General features: G+C 36.7%; 18 protein-coding genes and 1 riboswitch. Of the genes, 15 read left to right on the top strand and 3 right to left on the bottom strand.

What is annotated here, in order from left to right; genetic code table 11:
• The first annotated feature begins 68 nt into the window (after positions 1-68).
• From AB9L17_RS21920 to AB9L17_RS21870, 11 genes are all read left to right on the top strand, one after another.
• A complete protein-coding gene (locus AB9L17_RS21920; RefSeq protein ID WP_375199796.1) occupies positions 69-428 on the top strand; it encodes a hypothetical protein in 360 nt (119 codons plus the stop codon).
• A 77-nt stretch (positions 429-505) separates the two neighbouring features.
• Positions 506-1,066 carry a thioredoxin family protein gene (locus AB9L17_RS21915; RefSeq protein ID WP_068986371.1) on the top strand — a complete coding sequence of 187 codons (561 nt, stop codon included), beginning with the start codon at positions 506-508 and terminating at the stop codon, positions 1,064-1,066.
• 100 nt (positions 1,067-1,166) lie between these two features.
• Complete coding sequence (locus AB9L17_RS21910) at positions 1,167-2,081, top strand: diacylglycerol kinase (protein WP_068986370.1); 915 nt, start codon at positions 1,167-1,169, stop codon at positions 2,079-2,081.
• Positions 2,082-2,396: 315 nt separating this feature from the next.
• Positions 2,397-3,743: a cytochrome ubiquinol oxidase subunit I gene (locus tag AB9L17_RS21905; protein WP_375199795.1), complete on the top strand. Its 1,347-nt coding sequence runs from the start codon at positions 2,397-2,399 to the stop codon at positions 3,741-3,743.
• On the top strand, positions 3,740-4,765 hold the full coding sequence (locus AB9L17_RS21900) for a cytochrome d ubiquinol oxidase subunit II (protein WP_068986368.1): 1,026 nt from the start codon (positions 3,740-3,742) through the stop codon (positions 4,763-4,765). The genes AB9L17_RS21905 and AB9L17_RS21900 overlap by 4 nt, the downstream gene beginning before the upstream one ends.
• A gap of 12 nt (positions 4,766-4,777) precedes the next feature.
• On the top strand, positions 4,778-4,900 hold the full coding sequence (cydS, locus tag AB9L17_RS21895; RefSeq protein WP_263297518.1) for a cytochrome bd oxidase small subunit CydS: 123 nt from the start codon (positions 4,778-4,780) through the stop codon (positions 4,898-4,900).
• Between the two features lie 220 nt (positions 4,901-5,120).
• Positions 5,121-6,494: a 23S rRNA (uracil(1939)-C(5))-methyltransferase RlmD gene (gene rlmD / locus AB9L17_RS21890; protein WP_223554778.1), complete on the top strand. Its 1,374-nt coding sequence runs from the start codon at positions 5,121-5,123 to the stop codon at positions 6,492-6,494.
• Positions 6,495-6,932: 438 nt separating this feature from the next.
• Positions 6,933-7,019, top strand: a riboswitch (cyclic di-GMP riboswitch).
• A gap of 143 nt (positions 7,020-7,162) precedes the next feature.
• On the top strand, positions 7,163-7,537 hold the full coding sequence (locus AB9L17_RS21885; protein ID WP_068986366.1) for a hypothetical protein: 375 nt from the start codon (positions 7,163-7,165) through the stop codon (positions 7,535-7,537).
• A gap of 44 nt (positions 7,538-7,581) precedes the next feature.
• Positions 7,582-8,295 (top strand): hypothetical protein, encoded by a 714-nt coding sequence (locus AB9L17_RS21880; RefSeq protein WP_375199794.1) that lies wholly within the window; start codon positions 7,582-7,584, stop codon positions 8,293-8,295.
• 41 nt (positions 8,296-8,336) lie between these two features.
• Positions 8,337-9,416, top strand: a complete 1,080-nt coding sequence (locus AB9L17_RS21875) for a methyl-accepting chemotaxis protein (protein WP_068986364.1) — start codon at positions 8,337-8,339, stop codon at positions 9,414-9,416.
• Positions 9,417-9,862: 446 nt separating this feature from the next.
• Positions 9,863-10,825 carry a tRNA dihydrouridine synthase gene (locus AB9L17_RS21870; protein WP_068986398.1) on the top strand — a complete coding sequence of 321 codons (963 nt, stop codon included), beginning with the start codon at positions 9,863-9,865 and terminating at the stop codon, positions 10,823-10,825.
• Between the two features lie 505 nt (positions 10,826-11,330).
• Here the strand turns inward: AB9L17_RS21870 and AB9L17_RS21865 are convergent.
• Complete coding sequence (locus tag AB9L17_RS21865) at positions 11,331-11,531, bottom strand: alpha/beta-type small acid-soluble spore protein (protein WP_068986358.1); 201 nt, start codon at positions 11,529-11,531, stop codon at positions 11,331-11,333.
• 186 nt (positions 11,532-11,717) lie between these two features.
• Between AB9L17_RS21865 and AB9L17_RS21860 the strand changes: the two genes are divergently transcribed.
• The 3 genes from AB9L17_RS21860 (at position 11,718) to AB9L17_RS21850 (ending at position 13,590) form a co-directional block, all read left to right on the top strand.
• A complete protein-coding gene (locus tag AB9L17_RS21860; protein ID WP_068986357.1) occupies positions 11,718-12,212 on the top strand; it encodes a DUF1456 family protein in 495 nt (164 codons plus the stop codon).
• Between the two features lie 211 nt (positions 12,213-12,423).
• Positions 12,424-12,621: a hypothetical protein gene (locus AB9L17_RS21855; RefSeq protein ID WP_375199793.1), complete on the top strand. Its 198-nt coding sequence runs from the start codon at positions 12,424-12,426 to the stop codon at positions 12,619-12,621.
• A 285-nt stretch (positions 12,622-12,906) separates the two neighbouring features.
• On the top strand, positions 12,907-13,590 hold the full coding sequence (locus AB9L17_RS21850; protein WP_375199792.1) for a hypothetical protein: 684 nt from the start codon (positions 12,907-12,909) through the stop codon (positions 13,588-13,590).
• A gap of 199 nt (positions 13,591-13,789) precedes the next feature.
• Here the strand turns inward: AB9L17_RS21850 and AB9L17_RS21845 are convergent, their stop codons facing one another.
• Together AB9L17_RS21845 and AB9L17_RS21840 are read right to left on the bottom strand one after the other, a co-directional pair.
• The gene (locus tag AB9L17_RS21845; protein ID WP_223554815.1) at positions 13,790-15,484 is read right to left on the bottom strand and encodes a methyl-accepting chemotaxis protein; all 1,695 of its coding nucleotides are present in this window, start codon (positions 15,482-15,484) and stop codon (positions 13,790-13,792) included.
• A 262-nt stretch (positions 15,485-15,746) separates the two neighbouring features.
• Positions 15,747-16,742, bottom strand: coding sequence for a M23 family metallopeptidase (locus AB9L17_RS21840; protein ID WP_068986353.1), 996 nt, complete (start codon positions 16,740-16,742; stop codon positions 15,747-15,749).
• Between the two features lie 162 nt (positions 16,743-16,904).
• On the opposite strand from AB9L17_RS21840, the gene AB9L17_RS21835 reads away from it, so the two are divergent.
• The gene (locus AB9L17_RS21835) at positions 16,905-18,170 is read left to right on the top strand and encodes a saccharopine dehydrogenase NADP-binding domain-containing protein (protein WP_375199791.1); all 1,266 of its coding nucleotides are present in this window, start codon (positions 16,905-16,907) and stop codon (positions 18,168-18,170) included.
• The last annotated feature ends 118 nt before the right edge of the window (positions 18,171-18,288 follow it).

Here is an 18,288-nt window from a genome sequence, read left to right as displayed (position 1 = left end):
TTTAAAAAGTAATACATACTAAAGGTACTATTCTTTTTGTTTGAGGTATCCATACAATTTAAGGTGAAGTGAATGCCCTGACATTTCAGCCGATTGGCCCGAGACCCTGGAGCGAAGCGGATGTTTTCTGTGCGAAAGCGAAGCGGCAGCAACAAAAGTTTTCTGTGCGAAAGCGAAGCGGCAGCAACAAAAGTTTTCTGTGCGAAAGCGAAGCGGCAGCAACAAAAGTTTTCTGTGCGAAAGCGAAGCGGCAGCAACAAAAGTTTTCTGTGCGAAAGCGAAGCGGCAGCAACAAATGTTTTCTGTGCGAAAGCGAAGCGGCAGCAACAAATGTTTTCTGTGCGAAAGCGAAGCGGCAGCAACAAAGCGCCCAGTCGGAACGGAAATCAACCACACGGTATGGTGATGAGCTAAAAAATACAAGTTAACACTTTATGGTTGTCTAAAAAAAGTTTTCATAGCAAAATATAGAATAGAACATGAAATAACATTAGGGGGTTAATCAATGAAAACTGAACAACAATATTTCAAAGATGCGATTTCGATTCAGCAATATATGGATAATATGACGACGTTGAAAGAGGAGAGCTTCCGTATTTATGATGGCTTTGAAGTGCCAACGAACGATGGCTTTATCGAGCTACTAAAGGACAAGCAGCCAAAAATTTTAACAATTACTGAAGATTGGTGCGGCGACGCAATGTTAAATAACCCGATTATTCGTCGTGTAGCAGAGGCTGCAGGTTTAGAAATACGCACAGTACTTCGCGATGCGGATACAGATTTAATTGATCGCTATTTAACAAACGGTGGTCGTGCAATTCCAATTTATATTTTATTGGATGATGTTGGTCAAGTGATTGGAAAATGGGGACCACGTGCACCAGAATTACAGGAACTAGTAGTGAGCAAACGAGCTAGTTTACCTGATAAAGAAGATCCTACATTTGAAGATGCACAAAAGGCATTGTATGCAGAAATTCGTGAAGAGAATATGACGAATAAATCATACTGGACATTTGTTTATGAGGATTTCAAAAAGCAAGTGACAGCTGCATTGCAGTAATTGTAGATTACAAGGCTGCATGTCAAAGAATTAGGATGTGCAACATTTAAACGTAAAATTCGTTGAAGAAATAGAATCTTATGAAGCAGGAAGGTATGTTATGAAACGAGCAAGAATCATTTATAATCCTACATCTGGACGTGAAGCATTTAAAAAGCATCTACCAGAAGTATTGGAAAAACTAGAGGTAGCAGGCTATGAGGCATCATGTCACGCAACAACTTGCGAAGGCGATGCAACCGTTGCAGCAAAAAATGCAGTAGAACGTGGCTTTGATATAATCATTGCCGTTGGTGGAGATGGCACATTAAATGAAGTTATTTCAGGTGTAAGTCCATTTGAAAATCGTCCGAAAGTTGGTCTAATTCCAATGGGCACAACGAATGATTTTGCCCGTGCAGTGCATATCCCTCGTAATATTGCAGATGCTGTTGAGATTATTATTAAAGGTGAAACGTTACCAGTTGATGTTGGTTTATTAAATGGAGAACGCTATTTCATCAATATTGCCGCTGGTGGACGTATTACTGAGTTAACATATGAAGTGCCAAGTAAAATGAAAACAATGCTAGGACAGTTAGCTTATTACCTTAAAGCAGTAGAAATGATTCCATCAATCAAAGCTTCCCATATGCGTATCGAATATGATGATGAAGTGTTTGATGGGGATGCCATGATGTTTTTATGTGGCTTAACCAATTCAGTAGGTGGCTTTGAAAAGCTTGCACCAGACGCAAGCATTAATGATGGCTACTTTACTTTATTAGTATTGAAAAAAGTAAGCTTACCTGAATTTATTCAGCTTGCCGCAATGGCATTAAGGGGCGAGCATTTGAATGATGATCGTGTAATTTATAAAAAGGCAAGTGTTGTAAAAGTATCTACTGAAGACGAGATACATTTAAACTTAGACGGTGAGTATGGTGGGGATGCACCTGCAACATTTGAAAACTTAAAGCGCCATATTGAAATTTTTGTTCCCATTGAGGATATTCGTGAGGAAGACCGTATCTAAGTGCCTAAATATTGACTATTTTTACCATAAGAATTGTCTATAATGAGGATTGTGAACGAATTAAGAAAAATGTTTGGCAAATGTGCGTATATTACTTGAACAAAATTTGAAACCTTTATAATAGGCCGAAATATCGGTCCATTATAAAGGTTTTTTTCATGGCAATAGTGGAAAATATGAGTATGGGGTAAGAAAGGAAGTGTTGACTTTGTATAAGTCGCAGGAAAGAAAGCTCATATGGCTAAGCTTTGGCGTTGCAATTATTATGCTACTTTCCATGCTTGGAAGAATATTTGGTAGTTAGGAGGCAATGAAATGGTGAATGAATCAGCAGTCTTTTGGAGTAGAGTATTAACGGAGCTGACGTTATCGTTCCATATTATTTATGCAACGATTGGTGTAGGTGTCCCGTTAATGATTATGATTGCTCAATGGACTGGATATAAAAAGAATGATGAGCACTATATTTTAATGGCAAGACGTTGGGCACGAGGTTTTGTTATTACAGTTGCAGTCGGAGTTGTTACAGGGACAGCAATTGGCTTACAGTTGTCTTTACTATGGCCGAATTTTATGCAACTTGCTGGCCAAACAATTGCATTACCGCTCTTTATGGAAACGTTTGCGTTTTTCTTTGAAGCCATCTTCCTTGGCATCTATTTATATACTTGGGATCGCTTTGAAAGTCAGAAAAAGCATATGCTGCTATTAATTCCTGTAGCTGTTGGTGCTTCGATGTCAGCTGTGTTTATAACAATTGTGAATGCGTTTATGAATGCACCTCAAGGATTTGACATTGTGGACGGAGAACTTGTGAATATTCAACCTTTTTTAGCAATGTTTAATCCAGCAATGCCGACAAAGGTAGCGCATGTTCTCGTTACCGCTTATATGACAGCTGCATTTGTGTTAGCGGCCATTGCAGGATACCGTATGCTTAGAGGTTCTAAGCATATGTACCATAAAAAATCATTATTTTTACTTATGAAGATTGGCCTGATTTTCTCCATTGCATCAGCGATTATTGGAGATTTTTCAGGAAAATACTTAGCAGAATATCAGCCAGAAAAACTAGCTGCAGCTGAGTGGCATTTTGAAACAGACGATAAAGCCTCACTTATTCTTTTGGGTGTATTAGATGGTGACGAAGTAAAATATGCAATTGAAATTCCTTATGCTCTAAGTATTTTAGCGCATAATAATCCAAACGCAGAGGTAATTGGCTTAGATCAATTTGCTGAAGAAGATCGACCACCACTGTATATTCATTATCTCTTTGATCTCATGGTGTTTATTGGCATGTTTATGGTATTAGTTTCATTGCTTTATGTAGTCGGGAAAGCGCGTGGTTGGCTGTTTATTCATACACGTTGGTTTAGATGGATTGTCGTTGCAGGTGGACCACTTTCAATTATTGCAATTGAAGCGGGCTGGTGGCTTGCTGAGGTTGGTAGACAGCCTTGGGTCTTATATGGTTTAATGCGAACACCAGAAGGGGCCACAACGAGTGACCATGTGGATTTAATGCTGCTGTTGTTTGCAGGTGTGTATGCTGTATTGGGCGTAGGAAGTATTGTAGTTTTAGTTCGTATGTTCAAAAAGAATCCAATTGAACGTGAATTAGCAGATCGCCATTCTGAAAAAGGCGGTGACATCTTATGACATTAGAGATTTTAGGTATTTCAGTTTTGTGGATTTTCCTATTCGGCTATGTCATTGTAGCTTCAATTGATTTTGGGGCAGGTTTTTTCAATGCCTACAGTTTACTCGTTGGCAAAAATCATATTTTAACAAATATTATTAAACGTTATTTATCACCTGTTTGGGAAGTAACGAATGTCTTTTTAGTATTCTTCTTTGTTGGGATTGTTGGGTTTTTCCCACAAACAGCCTTTTATTATGGAACCATTTTACTTGTGCCAGTTAGTATTTCGCTAGTGCTACTTGCCATACGAGGCTCCTACTATGCGTTTGAATCATATGGCTCACGTGGACATATCGGATACACGCTAACGTATGGTATAGCAGGATTACTCATTCCGGCCTCACTTTCTGTTGTCTTTGCGATTGCTGCAGGTGGCTATGTTGATATGGTTGACGGGCAACCGGTCTTAAACTATTGGACATTGTATACGAGCCCGTTTGCTTGGAGTATTGTCGTCTTGAGCATTGCAGCGGTACTCTATATTTCAGCTGTGTTTTTAACATGGTATGCTCATAAAGCAAAGGATGTAGAAGCAACAAAACTAATGCGAAAATACGCACTTGTTTGGGCGATACCTTTAATGGTGAGTGCGCTTGGTATTATGTATGAAATGAAATCGATCAATCCTGAAACTTACAATAATATGGTTAATTTATGGTGGGTGTTCGCCATTTCAGCCGTACTATTTATCATTACTGTGGTGTTCATTTGGATGCGAAAAAATTACGGCCTTGCAGTAGGACTATTGATTGCCCAATTTGCTTTGGCATTCTTCGCTTATGGTATCGCACAATATCCATATTTACTGTATCCATATTTAACAATTTACGATAGCTTTACAAGTACACAAATGGCGATTGCACTCGTCATCGCATTTATATTAGGTCTATGTCTGCTTATTCCATCACTATTTTTATTGTTGAAATTATTCCTGTTCAACAAAAATTACGTGACAGGAAAAGAAGACAATCACGCATAGGAGGTTAGAGTGATGGAGAAATTTCTCATGTTTTATGCGCCATTTATAGTAGTCATCCTCGGAATTGTGTTTGCTTTCTGGTGGGCACCAAAAGATCACCATGTAACAAAAGAGGAAGGAGAGAGTCGCGAATAGCGGCTCTTTTTTCTACTTTAAGCTTTGGAAGGTTCGAGCATTTTGCAGTACTGCTCGGGTCGTGTGCGGAAGTGATCAGGTGGAAGGAGAATGTGCTCGGGAGAGTGTCGTACTGCTTAGGTCATGGATGTTGGGCAAATAGCTTACAAGATCAAGTCTTGTTCTTTTTTCATCCGCCAACACATGCTACAATAAAGAGATTGAAATGGAGGATGTACGAATGTCAGCACCCGTGAAAAAGAATGATCGATTAACAGTTTATATAGAAGATTTAACACATGATGGCAATGGCGTTGCAAAGGTCGACGGCTATCCATTATTTATCCAAGGGGCACTTCCTAATGAGACAGCGGAAGTTCATGTTTTAAAAACGTTAAAAAATTATGGCTTTGCGAAAGTTGTAGATATTCTTAAGCCATCGCCAGATCGAGTAGAGGCGCCTTGTGAATATTTCAAGCAATGTGGTGGTTGCCAATTACAACATCTGTCTTATGAGGGGCAGTTAAAATGGAAAGAGAATATGGTGCGAAATGTCATGCAACGTATTGGTAAAATTGATGCGCCTGTTCTACCTGTGAAAGGCATGGAAGAGCCTTGGCAATATCGTAATAAAGCCCAAATTCCTTTCTCTTCGAATGAAGCAGGACAAGCAATTGCTGGCTTCTATAAAACGAAGTCTCACAGCATTGTGGATATGGAGCGTTGCTTAATTCAGACAGGTGAAGCGGATGCTATTCTTACAGGCTTGAAAAAGGAATTAGCGGCAATCGGTATTCGACCATACAATGAGCTAACACATGAGGGAATGCTACGCCACGTAGTTATTCGTAAAGCACGAGCAACTGGTGAAGTCATGGTTGTTCTCGTAACGAAAAAGAAAAAATTCCAGCAAAAAGAAGCAGCTGTTGCGACAATCCAGAAGCTTGTCCCGAATGTCACATCCATTATGCAAAACGTTAACAGCGACAAAACGAACGTTATTTTCGGTGATGAAACCGTGAACCTGTGGGGCAAGGACGTTATTATCGATACAATTGGTGATGTTCGCTTTGAAATTTCAGCACGTTCATTTTATCAAGTAAACCCTGAGCAAACGGAAGTCCTTTACAAACAAGCATTAGACTACGCTGACTTACAGGGTGATGAACGAGTAATAGATGCTTACTGTGGAATTGGTACCATTTCATTATTCCTTGCAGAAAAAGCAAAGGCTGTTATGGGGGTTGAAATTGTCCCACAAGCTATTGAAGATGCAAAACGCAACGCAGCATTAAATGGCTTTACGAATACGTATTTCGAGGCCGGCCCAGCAGAGGAAGTGATCCCACGCTGGTATAAGGAAGGCAAGGAAGCGGATGTCCTAGTAGTGGACCCACCACGTAAAGGCTGCGATGAGGCTCTTCTTCAGACGATTTTAGAGCAACGTCCTAAGCGTGTTGTTTATGTGTCCTGTAACCCAGGTACACTAGCGCGTGATCTCCGTATTTTGGAGGATGGGGGCTATCAAACACAGGAGATTCAGCCAGTGGATATGTTCCCACATTCGACGCATGTTGAGTGTGTCTCGCATCTCATTTTAAAAGAAGGTATCTAACAGTTGCAGTTGCCTTTCGGTACGCTTTTTATACTACTTGTAGCGATTCACAAAGGCGTAATGAATACTACCGTTGTGAGTACAAGTAATGAAGTTTTGAAAAGAGTAGCATTATAAAAAAGAGTGGAATTTTAGGATGTATCCTAAAATTCCACTCTTTTTTATCGTTACATAACGCATTTATGAAAAATGAAGTTGATTCTTCTTCTTAGATGAATGTGAAAGAATAGGCAGCCATTTGCTTTTCCTACAATCTGGGCATGATTAGAAATTCCCTCTTTAAAAAAATCACCAAACAGTATTTTCTTGTCCATTCCTTTAAATATACGGAAAAATTCTCTAAATCTTCCGATATTACTTAGAGAAAAATACCTACAGTCGACAAAAATTTACAAAACATTTATAATCTAATAGTATTATGTCAGCGTAATTTTAATAAATTGAAAACGGCAAACTTATCGAAAGGTAAGGACGCAAAGCTACGAGTCTAAAATCCTCTTGGAAAATGATAGTCGGGTTGCCAAGATGATAAGCGATTTTTTGGCTATCCTAATTATGTTCAGGGATAGTTTTTTTGTGGAAAAAATCAAAGGACTGAATAGGTATTTATTAATATTTATTACAAAAATGCTAACAGCTTTAAGAAAATTATAAAAAGGAGATTTGAGATGATAGTCGTTGATAAAGAGAAATATAAAATGGCGATTTATGAAGCAAAAAAAGAAGTACACGTCCAAATAATAGGGTTTATAAAACCAGCGCTTGTAGAGGATTATTTAAAAGATTTGACAGAGACAGGGTCAAAAGTACAGAAAAATACCTATACATTTGTTGTTGATGCAACACATCAATCACCCCTCCCTTCAAAGATTTCTGCAGAGCTAGGACAAACATTAATGTTTTATGCTTCACTAGGCTTTAAAGATATATTTATTGTTAATCCAACCTCTAAAATTGCCTATGTGCAAGTGCGAAATGCTTTAGAGGGAGTTAATTTCCCAGGAACCGTAGTCGACAATGTTTCGCAATTACCAATGCGTTAGTCTTTAATTAACTATAATCACATTTTGAAAAAGAGGAATTTAGGATGCAAACAATTCAAGAATTATATACTTATGAAATCCTTACAAAGGACCAACCAGATTTAATTAAAAAGACAGCAGAATGTTTAGCAAAAACATTTATTGGGGTAGAGGTTGCTGGCAAATGGGTGCAAGAACCGATTATCGGGTACGCCTTAAAACTACCTTACGAAGATTTCTATCAATTTACGAAGGAATATATTGAAGCAAATGTTCATCAAGGATACTGTGCTGTTGCACTAGATCAAGAGCAAAATGTTGTAGGCGCATTAGTTGGAGATACGAATGTCTTTGAAATTATCAAAGAGGATATTTTTGAAGGCACGTTTGCAGATATGAATATTGTTATGCGTGTATTAGAGGATATTGATGAACGTTTCCTAGAAGATTATAAAAATCGTTATGGAAAAGATATGGAAGATGGAGAAGTATTACATTTATTTTTATTAGGTGTAATTGGTGAGCATAATCGTCATGATATAGTACAAAATTTAGGCGATGTATTAATAAAGAAAGCAACAGAAGAAGGCTTAAGATTAGTATTAGCTGAAGCGACAAATCCAAAGTCAATGCGTGTGCTGGAGAAGTATCATGGCTTGACAAAATATGTGAACGTAGATGGGGATTTTATTGTTCATAAATATGAAAGCAATGAAAATCTAAGCAGTATTCCACCGACTGTAGCAGATGGAATTTACATCATTGTAAAAGAACTATAAAATTTCATCACTAATACGTTAGTAGAATAGGAGAATTTTTCATGGAAGCTATTATGCTAGGAATTATTGTAGTTTTATTATGTACATCTTTGTATTTTGCTTACCGATATTTTTCACTTAAACGTCATTCCCATATAAATAAAGAGGCACTAAATGGAATGCATGAAATATCAGCAGGTCAAGTAAGTGAACAATTTAATAAATTCGCAAATAATGTGAATGAAAAAAGTAAAAATCTTTTAGAACATGGAGATTACGCAACTGAGAAGGCTGATACTGTAAGGGCCGCAATCGATGAAGTCGGTAAAGGATTAAAAAAGCAACTAGTCGCTACTGAAGAGAGTGCTACTTCTATCGAAGACATCACAGTGGCTATTGAAGAGCTATCTATAAGATCTAACCAAATTTCAGAACAATCGAATACGACGTTAGAATTAACGCAAGAAGGCAATGAAAAGTTAAAAGATTCGTTGGTGAAAATGGAGCATTTTAATCAAACGATTAATACGACATTTGATGCAATCAATATACTTGGAGAAAAATCGTACGAAATTGGTAATATTGTTAAAGTAATTACAGGGATTTCAGAGCAAATAAATTTATTAGCATTGAACGCAGCTATCGAAGCAGCTCGTGCAGGAGAACACGGTAAAGGGTTTGCTGTAGTTGCTGATGAGGTTCGTAAATTGGCTGAACAATCACGTCAGTCAGCTGATGAAGTTTCGAATATTGTAAAAAATATTCAAGAAGAGACGAACAAAGTTGTCATATCAATGAAGCAAGGAACAGAAGAGTTTGAACAAACAAATACTAAAATACTAGAAATCGGGAATATGTTCGAAAAAATTGTAGATACTACAAAAATTATTGCTGAAAATAATGTGGAATCATCTGCAAGTACAGAAGAACTTTCTTCAAGCTCTCTGCAAATTATGGAAGCAATGAAGGATATTTCTTTCATTTCGCGAGAATCAGTAGAAATGTTTGAAGAGTTAGTTGGAATTAGCGATGATGAATTAAATACAATGCAAAAACTAGTTCAAGAAGCAGAGTATCTTGTAGATTTAAAAAATGATGCAGAAAAATTACTTTCTTCATTAAATCATGGAAGTAATGATTAGCAGCCGGTTACATAAAGCTACCTGCAATCCTATGTTGCCTCAAACACTCAGCACATAGTGAATGCTGTTCGTAACTTGGAATAGCTAACTTAATATTCGTTGAAATTAAAAAGCAGACGGTTTAGAAATGCGATATTGCACCTCTAATAGGCCGTCTGCTTTTACTGTTATTTTACAGTACCGCAACTGGCTAGTCTCACCACAATGTGAAGGGATAGCTTGGTTGGTATAATAGAAAAGCAGTTAATATAGAAAAATTACCATTCAGCACCGACTTTCGTTAAAATAAACATTGCCGATTTTCACAAATTATAAATGTCCATATGTACTTGTATTGATAATAAGTTATTAAGCATGATATAAGTGTAAAAGAAGTGGAACATTTGGCTTTATCTTTTTGATTGAGAGTTGAAGGTGTATCCATAGTGAGAGGATTTGAGTTTGAAATGATAGATAATTTTTGGCGTGATTTACCACGACCATTTTTTGTACTTGCACCAATGGAAGATGTGACAGATGTTGTTTTTCGTCACGTAGTAAGTGAAGCAGGTCGACCGGATGTATTTTTCACAGAGTTTACAAACTCGGATAGCTATTGTCATCCAGAGGGCATGAAAAGTGTGCGTGGTCGTTTGATTTTTACAGAAGATGAACAGCCAATGGTGGCACATATTTGGGGGGATAATCCCGAATATTTCCGTCAAATGAGTATTGGTATGGCAGAGCTAGGATTTAAAGGTATCGATATTAATATGGGTTGCCCTGTACCGAATGTGGCATCTAGAGGGAAAGGTAGTGGCCTTATTCTGCGTCCTGACGTTGCGGCAGAACTTATTCAAGCAGCGAAAGCGGGTGGACTACCTGTCAGCGTGAAAACACGACTTGGCTATAACGATGTAAATGAGTGGCAAGAGTGGCTAACGCATATTTTAAAACAGGATATTGCGAACCTTTCTATTCATTTACGTACAAGAAAGGAAATGAGCCAAGTAGATGCGCATTGGGAGCTAATTCCGGAAATCAAAAAATTACGTGACCGTATCGCACCAAATACGCTACTAACAATCAATGGAGACATTCCTGACCGTCAAACTGGGCTGCAGCTTGCTGAACAATACGGGATTGATGGCGTTATGATCGGGCGAGGTATTTTTAAAAATCCTTTTGCTTTTGAAAAAGAGCCAAAAGAACATAGCAGTAAAGAGTACCTTGATCTTTTAAGACTGCAGCTTGATCTTCAAGATCAATATGCGGAAGCACTACCACGTTCAATCACAGGGCTGCATCGCTTTTTCAAAATTTATGTCAAAGGATTCCGTGGAGCTGGTGAATTAAGAAATCAATTGATGAACACGAAATCAACAGATGAAGTGCGTGCATTGCTTGATAACTTTGAAAAAGAATGTTGATGGGACGGGGACAGTGAAATGATGTAACTCTTAAGAATGTAATAAACCCACCAGCATCCTTATGTTGCCACATCCACTCTGCACATGTGGAGTGCGTAAGAAAGCTAATTTTAAAAGGAAGAAAGTATAAAGCCTTTAGCAATAATTAGTTTTAATTTAATATTAAATTAAAGAAGCTGTTGCTTTTGTTTTTAATGGTAAAGAAATATCTTCCGTGCCATTTTCTGATCTACTTAGCTGCTTTATATTGCATTTCCTTTATCGTGATGCTGACTTTAAAAAAGGGTTCAAATGAGGATTTACAACCGGTTGAAATAAAATAATGAAAACACGAAAGAACGAATTCCAATCAAAGGGGATTCGTTCTTTTTAGGAAGCTTTAATAGCGCGTTGTCGCCTAGGCTAAAGCGCTACATCCCCAAGGTCACTTCGATCCCTCGGGTAAAAGTGGTAGAGCGTTTATTTTTGCTTCGGGCTCTTTAGCGCTTTAACGCATTTGTTCTTATTATAAACCTCTTGAACGCTTTTCAGCCATTTCTACGAGGCGTTTTGTAATTTCTCCTCCAACAGAACCGTTTGCGCGAGAAGAAGCTTCTGGCCCTAACTGTACGTTAAATTCTTGGGCAATTTCATATTTCATTTGATCTACAGCCTGTTGTACACCAGGTACAAGAAGTTTATTTGAACTACGATTATTGTTAGCCATTTTTCTCACCTCCTTGTGATTAGAATGGTCGAGAGTTTACTTTTCATACATTTAAAAAGAAGGAAATGCGCAGTCTAAATATAATAGGAATTTCAGAAAGCTAGCTGAAAAAGTGATGCTCTCTGTTATAATTAAGCCTGGCATTTTATAATTTAGGCTTTATTAATACATAAAGGAGGTTTTTAAATGACGAATAATGATATATTAATTCGTTTGCGATATGCGCTAGATATTAAAAATAAGGACATGGTTGAAATTTTTAAGCTAGGTGGCATGGATTTTACAAAGGAAGAAGTATTGAACATGCTTATTAAAATTAATGATGAGGAAGAAGCACCTGAAGAATACATCAAATGTAATAATAAAATGGTAGAGGCTTTCTTAAATGGATTTATTACATTTAAACGAGGGCCACAAAAGCCTAAGCCTGGTGAGCCTGAAGGACCACTACCTGTTTCAGGGAAAGAAAGCCCTAATAATATGCTGTTAAAGAAAGTGAAAATTGCATTAGCCTTAACGAGCGAAGACATGTTAGATCTTTTATATGATGGGGGCGTTAGCGTTTCGAAGGGCGAGTTAGGTGCCATTTTAAGAAATCCAGGTCATCGCAACTATAAGGAATGTGGCGATCGATTCGTGAGGAATTTTTTAAGAGGGCTGACATATAAATATAGAGATTAAAATAATGATTAAAAAAGCAGCTGCAATTTTGCAGCTGCTTTTTTGTAAGTGGTTTTACGTAAATTTCTCGATTGGGTAAAAAAATACTGTAAAAAACGAAATTTTCTTAATTAAATCTAGTTGACAAAATGTGGCGAAATTGTGTACACTGTAATTGACACAAAGTTGTCACAAAGGGAAAATAAATGTTCACGAACAGAGGGGTGTTTTTATGTTTGGTTTAGATATTTTATTAGTTGCTATCGCATGTGTTACGATCCCACTTGTTGTTGCTTCAGTTATGTTAGATATCTTTTATGCAGAAAAGAAACAAGTTCGTTTTTCATTACGCCGTACATCTTTGTGGTATGTGAGTATGTTTACTGTATCATTTGTACCGGCAGTCCTAGTTATGACACTAAATGGATAAGTACCTTTTATACAAATGATCATTTAGGGGTGAATGATTATTAAAAAATCATAGTAGCAGCTACAACGTTTTATAATTGCGTTGTAGCTGTTTTTTCTTTACGCCCTGAATAAAATCGAGGGCGATATCTCAAAGATTTACAATCCGTTTCAAAGTTTGATGTTAGTGTTAGCAATGTAGATAATTCCCACAGAAATTAAGAATGAAAAGATAATCGTTAGAATAAAATTTCTACTAATATGGATGCGATTTTTCTATTGATTATCTTTTGAAGGTGGGATACGGATGAAAACCTTTTTTCTCTTTTTTCTAGGGCTTATCTATTTATTACTAGCAAATGCAGTCGAAACAGCCATATTTAGTAAGGTTTATTTCTTAATTGGTTTAGGGCTAGTAATAGCAGGTGTTATTCGGTATGTGAAAGAACGATATATTTATATTAGCTGGTTGAATGAAATGAAAGAGGCAAGTGAGGAGGAGCTAATGGCTATTCCTCATACACATTGCATCATATCAAGTGATTGTTTAAGTGCTTTATTATTAAATGAGCCTACAAATACACTTTTCCTCGCAAGTAGAGAACATTTAGAAGAGGAATTGATTAAAAAAGAAATCCCTTTTAATAAAATATATGAAGTTGCTATAGTAGAGGACGAAATGTATATTGCAAGAACTAGTAATAACTTAATAAGTAGCTCATTACTAGGTGAAGATCACGATATAGAAGAGGAATTAGATGAAGAGGACGCTGAGGATAACGAAGTATCTCAATTGACCTTGCAAATTGTAGCTGATAACTTATCTGACCCTATTTTAGAATATGTTTTTATGGATAACAGTGAGCCGATATCACGGGAAGAGGATGACTATCAAGAAGCGCTAGAGTTATGTGAGGAATGGTTTCAGAAAATTAGTGTTATTATTAAACGCTATGAGCTTGAAAGGGTACCAATTAGACATTGGCAATAAGATTATCTACAAGTAGAAAGCTATCTCGAACGTAATGTCGAGATAGCTTTTTTTGGTAAATGCTCAGGTGTGCCAGAGAAATGATCAGGTATCATCTCAAAGTGCTCGGGAGCATCAAAGAAGTGATTAGACGCCTCCAGGAAAGCCCCCAGTCGGAACGGAGATCAACCATACTTTATGATGATGAGCTACTTATACTTTATATTTTAAATTGCTGTAGTTGTGAGTTTAACTCCTCAGCCATTCCAGCGAGCTGATTTGCGCTCTTTGAAATTTCGTCCATAGTAGCGGCTGTTTCCTCTACCGTTGCTGTTGTTTGTTCGACGCCAGCTGCAGACTCTTGAGAAATAGAAGCCATTTCATCAATGGCGGCATTGATGGATTTGGAATTGTGAGCAACTTTATTTAGATTACCTGAAATAGTATTTATATTAAGAATCATATCTTCAACAGCTACCGAAATTTGTTCAAATGTTTCGTTTGTTTGATTTAGTTGTGTTGTTCCTCTTTTTACTTCCTCATAGCCTGATTGTAAAGCAGTTGTTACATTGCCTGTTTCACCTTGAATACGGTTGACGATTGTTGAAATATCAGTGACAGAGAATTGGACTTGTTCTGCAAGCTTACGAACTTCATCGGCTACTACAGCAAAACCTTTTCCATGCTCTCCGGCACGTGCAGCCTCGATGGCAGCATTTAAGGCAAGTAAATTTGTTTGATTTGAAATGTCGTCAATGACTGAAACAAGTTTGGAAATTTCAGCGGACTGTACATTTAAGCCCTCAACTTTTTTCACTGAATCTAAAACAATTTCATTAATGGCAGCCATTTGTTGTGTGGATTGTACCATTAACTCTTTACCTGTAGTTGTAAGATTTTGCACATGATCGGAGTGCTCTTTTAATTCAATACCTTCTTGTGTTGTTTCATGAATACTCTGTTGGAAAGAAGCCATTGTTTCGGCTAAATCACCTGCTGTGGATGCTTGTGTTTCTGTACCAGAGGCTAGTTCCTGCATAGTCACGGTAATTTGTTCTGTGCCTGTTTGTACTTCATTAGAAGATTGAGCAAGCTCTTCGCTACTAGCTGCTACTGTTTCGGAAACAGTATGAATAGAGCTGATCGTTTGCTTTAATTTTTCATTCATTTCATTCGCTGAAAGCATTAATTGACCAATCTCATCTTGGTTAGTTATTGGAAGTAGTTCATGTTGTAAATTACCGTTGGCTAATTCGCTCATACGCTTTGAGACAATCGTAATTGGCTTAGAAATTTGGCTAGCAGTGATTATGGCAATTAGAATACCTACAATTGTCAATACTATACTAACAATTAGCCCAATTGTTTTATTGTTTAAGCTTGTAGATACTACGTTTTCTCCTACTTTCGTAATTTCATCTGAGCGAGTATTGGCTAATTTTTCATAACCATCACGAACTTCAGTTACAAGATCATTAGTAGCCGTTAAATTTTTTATTGCTAATTCTTTATCGCCTTTTTTATAGACATCGAATACCTCAGTATTGACACGATTGCTCCACTCGCGTGCCATTTCTACCAGCTTCTCACGCTCAGGATTTTTATCGTATTTTTCCATGATACTATTGCTTTCCTCAGCAATTTTACGATATTCATTAAAAGTTTCTATGTATTTTTCATTACCTGATACAACATAGCTTAAAGCTGCAGAGAGACGAACGTTCACAGACAATGCTAAATTTTTACTTGCCATTAAGACCATTAAATCTTCCTTTACTAAATCTTCAGCTTGTTTTTCCATCTTAGAATTGGAAATGTAAGTATAGGTATTAAAACAAACAACTAATACGATTAAAAGAATAAATGCACTTAATATTCGGGCTTTAAGTGTTTTAAACTGAAAAATCCCTTTCATCTTTTCCCATCCTTTCCTTTTTCAATTGTTATATTACAAATATTATTTTATAACTAAATCTATTTATAAATAAGTACTTTTGGTGGAAAAAATAAAAATAGTTTTTTAGTACAATAACACTTTGATGTGAATGATGCGAGTAGTTAAATGTATGTATTTTTAGAAAAATTCTGAAAATTACTTAATACCTTTATGAATTTTTACCTACCTAATGAAAAGAGCACTTACTGTAAAAAGTAAGTACTCTAAAATGTTTTTGTAATTATTGTTTTGCTTTTTTTGCTAGTCGTTCCCATTGTAGTAATGATGGATACGGATCAAATGCCCATTCTGTACGTCCATTGAACTTATATATGCCATAGTGAAGATGAGGTGGGAATTTTCCGGATGTTCCTTCTTTACCATAGCCAGAGCTACCAACATAACCGAGAACAGTTCCTGGTTCAACAATGTCTCCTACTTCAATCTCCTTATTATAGCTCCCGAGATGGGCATAATAATGATAGGAGTTATGATTGTCTCGAATTCCAATACGCCAACCACCAAATTGGTTCCAACCCTTTATTTCGACGACTCCATAGGAGGTAGAAAGTACTGGAGTACCATAGCTAGCGAAAATATCTGTGCCTTCATGAATACGGCGTCCACCCCAGCCCCTATTGGCACCCCATGTACTCCGATAACTGTAATCGTAATTAGTAGGAACGGGGAATGTGTGGGCATCGAGCTCAGTTGTTTTGAAATGACTATACATTTTGGAAATGGTGAAGATTTGATTTACAGCCTGTTCACTTCCGTAATACTCCCATAAAGCTAATTTAAAATCCTCATCACTTGTTCCAAATCTACTTAAAAATGTAGCCATGGAGAAAATTATATCGACATCATCTTTTGGGCTGGCAACTCCGTCACCATTGCCATCTAGTCCCATCCCGCCAAAGTAACTAATTGTTTCTGGACGAGTATCATCTCGTACAGGATTTAAAGCACCTGACCAATATTCATCAGAAAATTGAATGGCAACGATACCATCTCGTTTCGGAATATCTTTACGAACAGATTGCAAATTTCGCTCATATTGGTCAATAGCTGCTAAGAAATGCCATGGGATAAGTAACTCGTCAAATTGTACGTAATAGGCCATACGTTCCTGCACAATTTCTTCTTGGGTTGGTTCTTCTTTTGCTAAAGCAACAGTGGGGAGAGTAAAGCTCAATGAAAGTATCCATGATAACAGGAAAATAAAATGCCGATTCAATAATGGACCTCCTTTCTACAGTTAGAATAACCGAAAAAAATTTTTTCATAAGTCCTTTTACACATCATAAATTGCCAATCTATAACGCCTATTTGAAAGGTTACTACCTAAGTCAAATGCTTTCAAATACATATGCTATTTATATGAAAGTGAGGTGATAGAATGGTAGTATATAACAATTCTATTACGATACTAGGTAGCTGCGGAGGTGTTGCGAAAGCAGTACTTGCGATATTAAATAAAACAGTTCAAGACAAGTCTGATCCTATTAATCCTATTATCGAAAAAAGCATAATTCATTTAGTAGACAAAAGAGAAATTGATCAGAAGTCTCTTGCGCATTCATATCCAAATTTAAAAAATCAGCTTGTCATTCATCAATTTGATTTAATTAATCAAGTAGCATTAATGGAACATTTAAAAAAAACAAATACTACTGTTGTCATTGATGTTTCCTGGGCGGATACAGTAGAAGTGATGAAATGTTGTAATGATCTTGGCATTAATTATGTAAATACAGCATTAGAAAATCCATTTATAGATGAAAATGAGGAATTGTATGAGGGTTTTGGATTGATTGAAAGGATTAGGCATTTAGAAAAACACAAAGAGGAAATTGCAAATGCAGTTGCAATAGTGTGCTCTGGTATGAATCCTGGTGTTGTACAATGGATGGTATTTGAATTGCAAAAGGAAGTGGACGATGATTCATTAGTAGCTTGCTATATTGTTGAGCATGATACTTCTTTCTTTAAGGATAAAAGCAAAGCCAAGAAAAATGTTATTTATACAACTTGGTCACCGGAATGTTTTTTAGATGAAGCTATATTGAGCTATCCCATGTTCATGAGTCAAAGAACTCCTCTATTTTTATATGAAAAAGTGTATGATGTAGAATTTAAAGTGACGCTAGGGGATATACAATTTTTTGGTTGTTTAATGCCTCATGAAGAAGTGTATAGCTTAGGAAAAATGTTGAATGTGGAAAGTGGGTTTCTTTATAAAGTTAATGAGCATACTACTGAGTTAATAACATCTAATATTGATGATTTAGATGTATTATGGAATTTTGAAATGGAAGTGCTTGACCCACTGAATGCTCCATTGGATGGAGAGGATTTATGCGGTATTTTGCTTGTCTATAAAGGACGGGAGAAATATATGTACAATGTTATGAAAAACGAAGAGATTTTTTCTCAGTTTCAAACGAATGCTACGTATTTTCAAGTTGCATGTGGCGTATATGCATCTTTAGCTGTCTTACTAAAAGATAATATTGAGAAAGGTGCTTATTATGTTGATGAACTATTGAAAAATACAACTAATCAGTTTGGAGACTACTTAACTTACTATATGAAGGATTTTGTCATAGGTGAAAATAATCAGTCGGATGGATTATTATTAGAACGAATTAGGAGACGACGTTAAATAATTTTAATCCATCTGCTGAACAAAATGTAGATGGATTTTTTATCTTCATTCAGGGTAATAGGATGATTTTTTAACGTAAAAACCTTTAGTAAATGGTGTAGTTAGGCATTTTGCA

The organism is Lysinibacillus sp. RS11 (assembly GCF_042019215.1).
Classification (GTDB): domain Bacteria; phylum Bacillota; class Bacilli; order Bacillales_A; family Planococcaceae; genus Lysinibacillus; species Lysinibacillus xylanilyticus_A.
The sequence above is the reverse complement of the archived record's forward strand: the minus strand, read 5'-3'. Positions and strand labels throughout refer to the sequence as shown.

Bases quoted from the DNA above. Each gene is read 5' to 3' on its own strand.
- AB9L17_RS21860 (WP_068986357.1), top strand. From the start codon at position 11,718: ATGACGAATAATGATATATTAATTCGTTTGCGATATGCGCTAGATATT.
- AB9L17_RS21835 (WP_375199791.1), top strand. From the start codon at position 16,905: ATGGTAGTATATAACAATTCTATTACGATACTAGGTAGCTGCGGAGGT.
- AB9L17_RS21885 (WP_068986366.1), top strand. From the start codon at position 7,163: ATGATAGTCGTTGATAAAGAGAAATATAAAATGGCGATTTATGAAGCA.
- AB9L17_RS21880 (WP_375199794.1), top strand. From the start codon at position 7,582: ATGCAAACAATTCAAGAATTATATACTTATGAAATCCTTACAAAGGAC.
- AB9L17_RS21910 (WP_068986370.1), top strand. From the start codon at position 1,167: ATGAAACGAGCAAGAATCATTTATAATCCTACATCTGGACGTGAAGCA.
- rlmD (WP_223554778.1), top strand. From the start codon at position 5,121: ATGTCAGCACCCGTGAAAAAGAATGATCGATTAACAGTTTATATAGAA.
- AB9L17_RS21850 (WP_375199792.1), top strand. From the start codon at position 12,907: ATGAAAACCTTTTTTCTCTTTTTTCTAGGGCTTATCTATTTATTACTA.
- AB9L17_RS21900 (WP_068986368.1), top strand. From the start codon at position 3,740: ATGACATTAGAGATTTTAGGTATTTCAGTTTTGTGGATTTTCCTATTC.
- AB9L17_RS21855 (WP_375199793.1), top strand. From the start codon at position 12,424: ATGTTTGGTTTAGATATTTTATTAGTTGCTATCGCATGTGTTACGATC.
- AB9L17_RS21905 (WP_375199795.1), top strand. From the start codon at position 2,397: ATGGTGAATGAATCAGCAGTCTTTTGGAGTAGAGTATTAACGGAGCTG.
- AB9L17_RS21875 (WP_068986364.1), top strand. From the start codon at position 8,337: ATGGAAGCTATTATGCTAGGAATTATTGTAGTTTTATTATGTACATCT.
- cydS (WP_263297518.1), top strand. From the start codon at position 4,778: ATGGAGAAATTTCTCATGTTTTATGCGCCATTTATAGTAGTCATCCTC.
- AB9L17_RS21870 (WP_068986398.1), top strand. From the start codon at position 9,863: ATGATAGATAATTTTTGGCGTGATTTACCACGACCATTTTTTGTACTT.
- AB9L17_RS21845 (WP_223554815.1), bottom strand. From the start codon at position 15,484: ATGAAAGGGATTTTTCAGTTTAAAACACTTAAAGCCCGAATATTAAGT.
- AB9L17_RS21865 (WP_068986358.1), bottom strand. From the start codon at position 11,531: ATGGCTAACAATAATCGTAGTTCAAATAAACTTCTTGTACCTGGTGTA.
- AB9L17_RS21915 (WP_068986371.1), top strand. From the start codon at position 506: ATGAAAACTGAACAACAATATTTCAAAGATGCGATTTCGATTCAGCAA.